At 40.4% G+C, this 11,256-nt stretch carries 10 protein-coding genes; 6 read left to right on the top strand and 4 right to left on the bottom strand.

The window, feature by feature from the left end; translation table 11 throughout:
• The first annotated feature begins 389 nt into the window (after positions 1–389).
• The 3 genes from J7E63_RS04400 (at position 390) to J7E63_RS04390 (ending at position 3,806) form a co-directional block, all read left to right on the top strand.
• Positions 390–893 carry an Lrp/AsnC family transcriptional regulator gene (locus J7E63_RS04400; RefSeq protein WP_215010414.1) on the top strand — a complete coding sequence of 168 codons (504 nt, stop codon included), beginning with the start codon at positions 390–392 and terminating at the stop codon, positions 891–893.
• Positions 890–2,104, top strand: coding sequence for an aminotransferase (locus tag J7E63_RS04395; RefSeq protein ID WP_215010413.1), 1,215 nt, complete (start codon positions 890–892; stop codon positions 2,102–2,104). The genes J7E63_RS04400 and J7E63_RS04395 overlap by 4 nt, the downstream gene beginning before the upstream one ends.
• 193 nt (positions 2,105–2,297) lie before the next feature.
• Positions 2,298–3,806, top strand: a complete 1,509-nt coding sequence (locus J7E63_RS04390) for a sensor domain-containing diguanylate cyclase (protein ID WP_215010412.1) — start codon at positions 2,298–2,300, stop codon at positions 3,804–3,806.
• A gap of 261 nt (positions 3,807–4,067) precedes the next feature.
• On the opposite strand, the gene J7E63_RS04385 is transcribed toward J7E63_RS04390, so the two are convergent.
• Entirely contained in the window at positions 4,068–4,259 is a 192-nt protein-coding gene (locus J7E63_RS04385) for a hypothetical protein (protein ID WP_088089707.1), read from the bottom strand.
• Positions 4,260–4,598: 339 nt separating this feature from the next.
• Here J7E63_RS04385 and J7E63_RS04380 point away from each other — a divergent pair, with 339 nt between their 5' ends.
• The 3 genes from J7E63_RS04380 to J7E63_RS04370 all read left to right on the top strand — a co-directional run bounded on the left by J7E63_RS04380 (position 4,599) and on the right by J7E63_RS04370 (position 7,861).
• The gene (locus tag J7E63_RS04380) at positions 4,599–5,408 is read left to right on the top strand and encodes an N-acetylmuramoyl-L-alanine amidase (RefSeq protein ID WP_215010411.1); all 810 of its coding nucleotides are present in this window, start codon (positions 4,599–4,601) and stop codon (positions 5,406–5,408) included.
• A 273-nt stretch (positions 5,409–5,681) separates the two neighbouring features.
• Entirely contained in the window at positions 5,682–7,238 is a 1,557-nt protein-coding gene (locus tag J7E63_RS04375; protein ID WP_215010410.1) for an N-acetylmuramoyl-L-alanine amidase, read from the top strand.
• Between the two features lie 206 nt (positions 7,239–7,444).
• Positions 7,445–7,861 (top strand): VanZ family protein, encoded by a 417-nt coding sequence (locus tag J7E63_RS04370; protein ID WP_215010409.1) that lies wholly within the window; start codon positions 7,445–7,447, stop codon positions 7,859–7,861.
• A 103-nt stretch (positions 7,862–7,964) separates the two neighbouring features.
• On the opposite strand, the gene J7E63_RS29485 is transcribed toward J7E63_RS04370, so the two are convergent.
• From J7E63_RS29485 to J7E63_RS04355, 3 genes are all read right to left on the bottom strand, one after another.
• Positions 7,965–8,924, bottom strand: coding sequence for a L,D-transpeptidase family protein (locus tag J7E63_RS29485; RefSeq protein WP_251033366.1), 960 nt, complete (start codon positions 8,922–8,924; stop codon positions 7,965–7,967).
• Between the two features lie 136 nt (positions 8,925–9,060).
• On the bottom strand, positions 9,061–10,083 hold the full coding sequence (locus J7E63_RS04360) for an SIS domain-containing protein (protein WP_308161905.1): 1,023 nt from the start codon (positions 10,081–10,083) through the stop codon (positions 9,061–9,063).
• Between the two features lie 3 nt (positions 10,084–10,086).
• Positions 10,087–11,100, bottom strand: a complete 1,014-nt coding sequence (locus tag J7E63_RS04355) for an SIS domain-containing protein (protein WP_215010407.1) — start codon at positions 11,098–11,100, stop codon at positions 10,087–10,089.
• Positions 11,101–11,256: the final 156 nt, after the last annotated feature.

Genomic DNA, 11,256 nt, shown 5'->3' with positions numbered 1-11,256 from the left:
GTAAATATTTTACTACCATTATTTTATATTCAAATTTGTCATAATTCTATATATTTCTAGAATCTACAAAATTTTACATAAAATTAACAAAAAAGAACCCGAATTGTAGCTGAATCTGCCTAATGCAAATACCTAGCATTACTGACTCTTCCACAAATTTCACCAAGTTAAAGTGGAAAGCGGTATAATTTTTAAAGCAGATTCTTAAGAAAAATTGAGCAAATATAAACCAGTTATTAGAAAGTCTTATATAACTAGTTACCTTCTCCAAAGGTTCATTTGCTCAGGCTAATTGTCAAAAAAAATGAATAATCACTTCACTTTCATTTGAGTTAAAAAGCTTCCTCCTATAAAATCAATAATATGAAATACAAATCAGGAGGCACCATATGAAATTAAGTAATGAAGAACTCGAAATATTAAAACTGATCGAGGAAAATCACAAAATCACAGAAGAAACAATCGCCTTAATGGTGATGAGTAGCGAAGAAACAGTAAGAACCACCATTAAAAAATTAGAAGAAGAAAAAGTAATTGTCAGTTACCCGGCCTTAATCGATTGGAGCAAAGTCGAGGGGCAGGAAAATATCATTGCGATGATCGATGTTAAAGTAACACCGAAGCGCGGAGTGGGATTCGATGAGGTCGCCGAAAGAATTTATCGTTTTCCAGAGGTAACATCTCTTTACCTCATGAGTGGTGCCTACGATTTATCGATTACCATTGAAGGTCAAACCATGAATCAAATCGCGTCCTTTGTATCGGAAAAGCTATCAACGATTGATAATGTCATTTCAACCACAACCCATTTCATGTTAAAAAAATACAAACATGATGGGGTGATTTTTGGCGGCGGCGATGAGAAAGACAGGAGAATGGTGATTACACCATGAGAAAGGATTACTCCCACTATATATCTGAAACTGCTAGAGAATTACAGCCATCTGGGATCAGGAAATTCTTCGATTTAGCTGCCGGTATGAAAGACGTGATTTCTTTAGGCGTTGGCGAACCAGACTTCATTACGCCTTGGAACATTAGAGAGGCCGCCATTTTATCGCTGGAACAAGGCAATACCGCCTATACCGCGAATCCTGGCTTATTAGAATTGCGGCAGGAGATCTCTAATTATCTTGGAACAAGATTTGCAGTCAATTATGATCCAACAAACCAAATTATCGTCACTGTCGGAGCAAGCCAGGCAATTGATCTTGCCTTTCGTGCGATTGTAAACCAGGGTGATGAAGTACTGATTGTTGAACCAGCGTTTGTTTCTTATGCTCCCTTGGTTTCGATTGCCGGCGGGACACCAATCGCCATTTCTACCTCGCCTGCGAATGGTTTTAAATTAACACCCGAGCAGTTAGAAGGGGCAATTACAGAAAAAACGAAAGCCATTTTGTTTTGCTCGCCCAACAATCCAACGGGCAGTACCCTAAACAAAGAAGAATTGAAAGAAATTGCCGCAATTGTTGAAAAACATGATTTAATTGTTATTTCCGACGAGATCTATGCAGAATTAACCTATGAAGAAACGTATACAAGCTTCGCAACGATTGAAGGAATGTACGAGCGGACGATTTTAATCAACGGATTTTCAAAAGGCTTTGCGATGACCGGCTGGAGATTAGGCATGCTCGCTGCCCCTAAGGAGTTTGTAGAGGTCATGTTGAAAATTTTTCAATATACGACGATGTGTGCTCCGACCATGCTTCAATACGGCGCTATTGAAGCACTAAGGAATACTTTTCACGAAGTTGAAGCGATGAAACGAAGCTATCGAATGAGACGGAACTATGTCGTGCATACCTTGAATAAAATCGGCTTGGACTGTCACACACCTGGGGGAGCCTTTTATGTCTTTCCTTCGATCAAAGAAACTGGCCTCAGTTCCGAACAATTCGCCGAAGAACTACTGATGAAGGAAAAAGTCGCAGTCGTGCCCGGAAATGTGTTTGGAGAAAGTGGAGAAGGTTATATTCGCTGCTCCTACGCAGCCTCCATGCCACAGCTGCAAGAAGCCCTGAAAAGAATCCAGAGATTTATCGAGTCAAAGGGCATCTACGGCGAAAAACGAACAGAAGAAATAAAACTAAACCAATAAATCACAAACCTTAAAAGCCCAATTGCTGTATCTTCCATATACAAGCAATGGGCTTTTTTTCATGTTTTAATGGTGCCTGACACCAATTTTTTATTGGCATTTTTTGTTAATGCCTGACACCGCTTTTTTTTATGACAGACCTTCCAATCTATGCTAAAATACTCGAGGTAATGGTAAAAAAGGGGTGAACTATTTGTGGTCCTTTTCAATCAATCTTTTTAATAGAAAGAATAAGAATTCTCCTCCGAATCAAGAGTTTATTCATAGTAACTACGATGTATTATTTGAACGAATTAAGCTCGTTTCTTATATGTTAATCTCTACTTATCCTTGTTTTTTCATCGTTGACTTTTTCCTGTTTAATAAACTGAGCAGCCCTACATTTAAATTCAATCTTTCTGCCATTCACATCATTGGTCTTATCATCTCCCTTATGTTTCTATTCATTTATCATTTTTATAAAAATATTTCCAAGGGGTTCGTTGTTACTAGTTATATCCTTTTCTATTTATTAATCGGGGCAGCCGCTTCTATTAATAGTCAATTATTTACTGGAAATATATACTCCTATATCATTATTTTATTAGGAGTTGCCGTCTTCTTCCCAGTACAGCCAAGAAATGTATTGATCCTGTTTTTGGGTATACATATATTTTTCATTACAGGTTTATATCTTATCGAACATGAGCACTTCTCATTTTTATCAAAGTTGATTAATTCAACCGGTACCGTCATCATTTCTTTCATGATTGCCCTATCATTCTATTCATTTCGTAAAAATGATTTTTCAAACAAAATGAAACTAAAAAGGAATGAGGAAAATTTCAGGCGTCTTTTCAACCTGAATCCGAACCCGATCATCCTTAAAAAGCTAGAGAATGATGAAATTTTGCTGATGAATAAACACGCCATTGAATACTATCAACTCCAAGGTAACGATATGACTCAAATAAACGGAAAATTCTTGTTTCAAAACATCGGAGAAAAACTCGACATCCTGAAGCGTCTGAAAGAGCAAAAAAGTATAAAAAACTTTTGTGTGGAGCAACAAATCACTCCAGATATCCGGAAATGGGTCATGTTGAGTTTAGAATTGATCGATTACTTGGATGAAGCTTGTATCCTGATCGGCATCACTGACATCACCGACCTGAAAAAAAATGAGGAAGAACTTTTTAAACACGCTTCATATGACATGCTTACTGGAGTGTTAAATCGAAGAAGTGGGATGGAATTGCTTAGCAAGCATATGAGCGGCGCGGCAGAATCTCAAGAATTCATTATCTGCTATATTGATATTAACGATTTGAAAATAACCAATGATCTTTTCGGCCACTCAACAGGTGATGACTTAATTAAGACTTGCTGCGACACGATTAACCATCATATTACGAATGTGGATGTCTTATTCCGCCTAGGCGGGGATGAATTTATCATTGTCTTCTTCCAAAAGCAGATGAAGGACGCCCGGCAGCTAGTGAAAACCATTAAGCGTGGGTTCGAGGATATAAATGTTACCAATCAAAAGCCTTATTCAATTTCTGCTTGTTACGGTTTTTATCACTATAAACCTGGAACCGAAATAACGCTTGAAAAAATTCTCGAAATGGCCGACCAGGAGATGTACAAAGAAAAGTTCATTCACAAAAATAAATTCACGAGTCCGGCCCCTAACCCTAGCTTGGAAAAGACATTTATTTGAGCTAGAAAAGCACAAGCGCCTTGTTCAGGGGCGACAGGCATAAGACGAGCCGGCGTGAAGGTTGCTTTTTAACCTTCAGAACGGATTGGCTTATGACCCCGAGCCCCTAGGCGCTGGAGCTGGATTCGGAGAACTATCCAACGTTATCTATCAGTAATTTATTCCCATCTAAAATGGCGCTCCTTCACAGTGAAGGAGCGCTTTTTAATTGTAAAAGAGTGTCAGGCACCAATTTGGTGCCTGACACTCTTTTTATGTTACTTATTTTTTAGGAAGATCAAGTGCTTGGTACGCTAATTGATACTTTCCGCCGTCTGCCACTTCTGAATGGTACAATGCCTTTAGGGCAGTATTTTTCTCAAGCCCGTGTTCTACTTTCAACTCTTTTAAGCGTGTATGCAATTCTTTATTATCCTTAATTAGCTGCTGCATTTGTGATTTTAAATACTTCATAAGATGATTAACTCCTTTCAGAAACCAAATCCGTTCCCCAAGTATAGCATTAATCAACTTTATTTAAATAATCATCCCATATTTATTTTCTCTGACCGTGTCCCTTTTGCCGACTTTTTTCTATATAGAGCGTAATAGGAGGTGGAGGTTTAGGTCAATTAAAGGCTCTCTTTCTTACCGAAAGATTGGTACAATTGCATTTTCGATAACTAAGAACCTAAGAAAATCAACCGTTGGTGACATCCTGCAATAATTACTGAGACAAGCACCCGAACCTATTTGTGTCCATACTGACATAACATGTATATATAATCAATTTTTAGAAATGGAGAGGATGAAATGAAGCTTTATTTAGATCCAGGTCATGGCGGACAAGACCCAGGTGCCCAAGGTCATGGATTAGATGAAAAAGATGTGACGTTAGCTATCGCGCTCAAACTACGTTCCATTTTACAAAATGATTATGAATACATTGAAGTAAAAATGAGCAGGAGCAGTGATACCACAAAAAGCTTAAGTCAGCGATCGAGTGAGGCCAATGCATGGGGCGCAGATTTTTTCTTAGCCATTCATATCAATTCCGGACCTAGTACCGCTCTGGGCTATGAAGACTTTATATACAGCGGCTTATCTGACACTTCTAAGACAGCCCAATATCAAGATATCATCCATGCCGAAGTCATGAAAGTGAATCAACTGAAAGACCGCGGCCAGAAAAAGGCTAACTTCCATGTGTTACGTGAATCAAACATGCCAGCACTGCTATCGGAAAATGGATTTATCAGTAACGATCACGACGCCGCATTAATGAAACAGTCTTCTTGGATCCAAAAAGTAGCTCAAGGTCACGCCAACGGAATTGCCAAAGCCTTTGGCCTAAAACTGAAACCAATCGAACCGCCGAAACCAGATTCCGGAACGCTTTTCAAAGTAATTGCCGGTTCATTCAAATCAAAAGAAAATGCGGACGAGCGAGTAGACCAACTCAAGGCAAAAGGCATCGAATCATTCGTAGATACCACAAAAATAGCGGGCGAAACATGGTACCGAGTTCAAGCTGGAGCCTTTTCCAACCGAGAGAATGCCGAAGACCGCTTAGCTGAAGTTAAAAAAGCCGGAATCAACGATGCCTTCCTAGTTGCGGAATAAGCAGGCATTTAATGTGGCATTTATGATATCACATTTATGGTGTTACATTTATGGTGTTACATTTATGGTGTCAGGCACCATCTGTGGACACTTGTGCGCCACAGAAGGACAACCATCCCGAATGATAATACCCTACTAAGGACCTCCTCATCATGAATAACTGGGAGGTCTTTTGTATGATTTTTCTTCTAACACTGTTCAGGTAGAAGCCATTGGATTGGATTTGCCATAACATATATATGAACGTATTTTAAATGAAATGGAGGAGTAAGCATGAAGCTATATTTAGACCCTGGTCATGGCGGTGATGATCCCGGAGCCCAAGGGAATGGTCTGGATGAAAAAGATATTACCCTAGCTATTGCGCTTAAAATACGAAATACCATCCTAAAGGATTATGAAAATGTTCAAGTTAAGATGAGTCGTACAAGCGATACCACCAAAAGCTTAGCACAGCGCTCAAGCGAAGCCAACGCCTGGGACGCAGACTTTTTCCTGGCTATTCACATCAACTCTGCTGACAGCTCCGCCCAAGGATATGAGGATTTTATATACAATGGCGCCTCTAACTCAAGTAGAGCGGCCACAGTCCAAGATATCATTCATGCCGAAGTGATGAAAGTGAATCAGCTAAAAGACCGCGGGCAAAAAAAGGCCAATTTCCATGTAATAAGGGAGACAAATATGCCAGCGATTCTTACGGAAAACGGCTTTATCAGTAATAAACATGACGCCCAATTGATGAAAGATTCATCCTGGCAGCAAAAAGTAGCTCAAGGTCATGTCAACGGAATTGCCAAGGCCTTTGGTCTGAAACGCAAAGCAACGAAGGAAACACCGAAAACAACAACTTCACCGAAAACACCCCAATCTAGTTTAACAACAGTTTACACAGTCTATGTTGGATCTTATAAATCCAAAGAAAATGCACAAGACAGGGTAGCTGAAATGAAAAAGAAAAATATTATATCTTCAATTGTTACCACTAAAATAGCTGGAGCAACCTGGTACCGAGTGAAAGTAGCAACCTATACGACCAACGCAAACGCAGAAAAACGTCTCAAAGAAATCGAAAAAGCAGGATATAAGGATGCCTTCATTATTATTGAAAAAGCCAGTGCAACGACTACTAAATCAGCTGCTCAAAAACCAACTACGAGCACCAGTAACTCGGCTTCTCAAAAACCAACCACAAGCACCATTAAAACAACAACAGCAAAACCAACCACAACCACAACCACCACCAGCAAAGAAATGAATACTGCAGGCGGCACGAATAAGAACACGAACCCAAGTCCGGCTCCAGCCAACAGTACAAAAGAACTCCCCATCATCGCTGACCCCGGTCAATTTACCATTTTCGGCCCGACCTTCCTAACTCCGGAACAGATGAATCAATTTGTGAAAAAGGTCAATCCTAACGCGCCGGAATTAGGCCAGTTTTACCAAACTTTAGGGAAATATTACGGCATTAGAGGCGATGTCGCCTTTGCACAAGCCATCCACGAAACAGACTATTTTCGGTTTACCGGAGTCGTCAACCCTGAACAAAACAACTACTCAGGGATTGGAGCAACTGGAGGAGATACTCGCGGAGCAAGTTTTGAAAATCAAGAAGAAGGTGTTCTTGCACAACTTCAACACTTGTATGCGTATGCAACAGCGAAGCCACTTCCAGATCAATATCCATTAGTTGATCCCCGTTTTCATCTAGTCGACAGAGGATCTGCTCCAACATGGACCGCTTTAAACGGAAAATGGGCTGTTCCAGGTACCACATACGGGCAATCCATTCTAAATCTCTATGAAAAAATGATCCATTCCGGATAATTAATAGCTAGAGAAGCAGCAACTCCAGCATCTTCCCAGATTGTCTTCCCCATTTTCAATGACTTACTTGGATGATTTCCCCAAACGAAAGACCTCTTTTATTTTTAGAAGAGGTCTTTTCCTTTGTCAGATAGTTCATTCCGCCCCCATATTCGGTATATTACCGAAGAAACGAGACCACAATGATATAAAAAGGGAGGTCCACCATGCGCGGAATATATATTTTATTATGGGCAGCTGCAATCTTAATTTTGACCTGTACCGCCGATTTTTCTGAATTAATGGCATCTGGCAAAATCCGCTTTGAGTGGGTCGGTGATCCGAACTTTTCTGAGTTGCTATTCCCCTTACCGCTCGAGCTCAGCCGCGACTTCCTGCTTCAAAAATGTGGGCATGTCTTTGCCTTTCTCATTCTGACATTTTTACTGCAAACTAAATTCCATTCAAAAGCATTCATTCTAATTCTAGCTATTGCCTTTGCTTTGCTAACTGAAATCCTCCAATTATATTTCTCTCGTGATGGAAGAATGTTTGATATCGGATTCGATCTAATCGGTATTCTTTTTGCATCAGGGACACGGAGTCTACTCACGGTGCACCAATCTAGGCAAACCGGGTTATAATGGAATGTATTTATGTTAAAAAAGGCGCAAACCAATTAGTTGGTTAACACCCTCGTTAAAAATGTAAATTCATAGCCTTTATAAAAAGGAAGTTCCAAAATGATCAACCCTCGATTTTGATAATCGGTTTACTTTTAGGATTTAACCATTTGATTACCTTCAATAGATCATTTTCAGAGATAGCCGTGCATCCCAATGTATAGCGAGTGGACTTGTTTTTGATGTGTAAAAAGATAGCACTTCCCGCTCCGCTGATCACAGGAGCATCATTATATCGAATCACCACCGCGTATTTGTAGAGCGGGTGAGTCAGCCGTTCAAACGACTTCCATTTCCGCGTGGGATTACCATTATATTGAACCCACTTGTTGTAGTCTTTCGATTTTGAGTAGTCGACCCAGTAATCGGTTTTAGTCGCTTTACGAAATGGGTACTTCATTCCAGAAGGTTTGGTTCCCCAGCCAAACGAGGTTCCAAGCAAATACGTCCCTCTTGGTGTTAGGCTGTCTCCTTCCTTAGTTTTCCCGACTCCCTTTTTACCGACAATCGCTTGCATTGGAGAGGATACTTTCACCCATTTCCCGTTTTTCTTTTCATACCTTTGCAAGGTGGCTTTTGTTTTATCGCGGGTTGAGGCCTTGACAACAATCATTTGTCCGGCAGCTTTTTCGAGATTCATTTCATGAACGCACACTGCTAATTGCCTCTGTCTTGTGCTTGCTTTTTCTAGTTTAACTTTCGGGTCACGTGCAACAAATAGCCCATTTCCTAAATCTAATTGAAAAGTTTGGATCGCATAAACAGGAATTTTCTCACCGGCCCTTGCTGTTCTCACCGTGATTTTCTTGCTCCCATCGATTTTATAAAGGATGGTCTTTTTCAAAAAAGTTACCCTGCCAACCTGATAAGCCTTGATTGCTTCTTTCCCCCACATCACCTTTGTTCCGGCCTTTACGGCTGCACACGGATCAGCTGCTGCAGAGGCTTCTTGCTGGTTAAACATCACCAACGCATAAAAAACGAACAAAATACGAATAATTTTTGATCCCTTGATTTTCCTCATTTGTAATGGTATCTCCTTGCTTTTTTATAAAATATTGTTAATTATATACTAACATTAACACAGTATTTATAATGATTTAAACAGAAAAAAGCAGCCCTCACTAATGTGAAGGCCGCATCACAAAACAATTATTCTATCAAAATGGCACTTTTTTATAGTATCTCCTGGTTGTCAGCGGGTGGTCCCTTTGTTGTTCCAAATGACAGCTGACTCTCTCAAGGAAAGCCGCGGAGACAATCGGAGAGACAAGACGTCTTAACCCTTCAGAAATGCCAGCTAATTCATAATCCTTTGTATCAAAAACCGTTAATTCCTTCGTGTAATGCTCAGCAAAGCGCTCGACTCTCTCTGTGAGCGGACGGGATTTATCCTCCCCTTTTAGTAGAATAACACTCGTATCTTCCTCCACTAATTCCAATGTACCGTGGAAGAAATCGGACGCATGTACCGGCCGTGTTTTAATCCATTGCATTTCCTCTAAAATACACATGCCATAATAATAGGTTTGACCCCAATCGATACCTGTCCCCGTAAGGATATGGTATGGGGTCTCCTTATGTTTTCGGGCAAACTCGGCAGCCCTAGGTTCAACTACTTCCTTTACTTTTAGAAGTGCACTTGGTAAATGCATCATTTCCTCGACAAATTGTTGATATTGCGGGAATTCATTTCGCTTATACATCAAGCGGAACGCTAGTAAATAGGACTGGATATAAAACGATTCACAGGAGGTATCATCTGCCGCATAATTGACAAAGGTATAATCGGTTAAATTCGCTAACGGTGTAGCAGCATGACCCACTAAGCTAATCGTTGTCGCACCTTTTTCCTTACAGAACGCCGCCGCCTCCACTGTTTCTTTGGTCGTGCCAGACAAAGAAGGCAAAATAACTAATGAATGTTCATCTAAATGTTGATGATCCATCAACATTAATTCCGGAGCGATTTCCGTAAAAACAGGTAAAGTGGAGTGAGTTTTTAAAATATATTCAGCCGGGTACATGAGAATGGCTGCTCCGCCAGTACCGACAAAGAATACATTTTTCAAACCTTCTTCCATCACCGAATCTATCGCCTGATCAAATTCATCCTTAAGAGACAGTGCTCCATTTTGGATGGCTATATATCTTTTCACATCAAAGTTAAACAAACATCCCACCTCCTAATAGGCCATTTTACGGTAATATCTGCGAATCTCTAACGGATGATTTCTTTCCCTTTCAAGGTAAACGCTGATTCTGCCTGTTAGTGCCCAGTTAAGGCATACGGCAAAGTGCTTTCTGAATTCGTCACTAATCCCTTCCAATGGATAATCCTTTGTATCTAAAATGAACATTTCCTTTGTGATATTTTCTGCGAATCTTTCCACACGTTCCACCAATGGTCGGGTTTCGTCTTCTCCTTTAAATAGAATGACGCTTGTATCTTCCTCAACCAGCTCCAGCGTTCCGTGGAAGAATTCAGCAGCATGAATAGATTTGGACTTAATCCATTGCATTTCCTCTAAGATACACATCGCGTAGGAATACGTATTCCCCCAAAGGTTCCCCGCCCCAATCAGCATATGGTAATCTGTATTTTTGTGCTTTATAGCGAATTGCTCAGCACGAGCATCGAAATCCTCGAGTGCATGAACGATACCTTGTGGTAAAAGGGCAATTTCTTTGGCAAACTGATCATATTGCGGAAATTCATCATTGTTATGAATAAAACGGAAAGTAAGCAATTGCAAATGAATAAAGAACGTGTCAAAGGAATGCTTTTCATGACCAGTTGAGATGCAATAATCAACGGCTTCAGCCAATGGAGTGCCAAGTTCAGCCACTAAACCAATCGTTGTTGCCCCCTTGCTCTTACAGAACTCGGCAGCAGCCACGGTTTCTTTTGTCGTTCCAGTAACAGAAGCAAAGATACAAACCGAATCCTTTGTCAGGTGGCGATTATTCATCACAAGGAGTTCAGCCGCAATCTCAGCATGAACCTCCAGCGATGAATTTGACTTTAAAATATACTCATATGGATACATCATCGCAATCGTCCCACCGGAACCGATCAGGAAAATATTTTTAAAACCTTTAGCCGAAATACCATCCACGACCCTCTCAATCTCTTCCCTCTTCCCCATCGCCTCTTGCCCAACTAACTGTAAATATAAATCAGCATCAAATTTCAACATCCAACATTACCTCCAAATTTAAATTAGAATTTTTGGGACTACAAATTTATATAGAAACATTTGGTACCTGACACCTTTCATGGACATTTGTCCTCGTATCACGAACAATAAGGACCATTCCCCAACTGTCCACCTACAGCGGACAAATAGCCAAAG

The organism is Bacillus sp. ISL-75 (assembly GCF_018613095.1).
Note: the sequence above shows the minus strand (reverse complement) of the source record. Positions and strands in the feature narration are given on the sequence as shown.

Coding starts and splice junctions, on each gene's coding strand:
- J7E63_RS04400 (WP_215010414.1), top strand. CDS start 390: ATGAAATTAAGTAATGAAGAACTCGAAATATTAAAACTGATCGAGGAA.
- J7E63_RS04395 (WP_215010413.1), top strand. CDS start 890: ATGAGAAAGGATTACTCCCACTATATATCTGAAACTGCTAGAGAATTA.
- J7E63_RS04385 (WP_088089707.1), bottom strand. CDS start 4,259: ATGAAGTATTTAAAATCACAAATGCAGCAGCTAATTAAGGATAATAAA.
- J7E63_RS04380 (WP_215010411.1), top strand. CDS start 4,599: ATGAAGCTTTATTTAGATCCAGGTCATGGCGGACAAGACCCAGGTGCC.
- J7E63_RS04375 (WP_215010410.1), top strand. CDS start 5,682: ATGAAGCTATATTTAGACCCTGGTCATGGCGGTGATGATCCCGGAGCC.
- J7E63_RS04370 (WP_215010409.1), top strand. CDS start 7,445: ATGCGCGGAATATATATTTTATTATGGGCAGCTGCAATCTTAATTTTG.
- J7E63_RS29485 (WP_251033366.1), bottom strand. CDS start 8,924: ATGAGGAAAATCAAGGGATCAAAAATTATTCGTATTTTGTTCGTTTTT.
- J7E63_RS04355 (WP_215010407.1), bottom strand. CDS start 11,100: ATGTTGAAATTTGATGCTGATTTATATTTACAGTTAGTTGGGCAAGAG.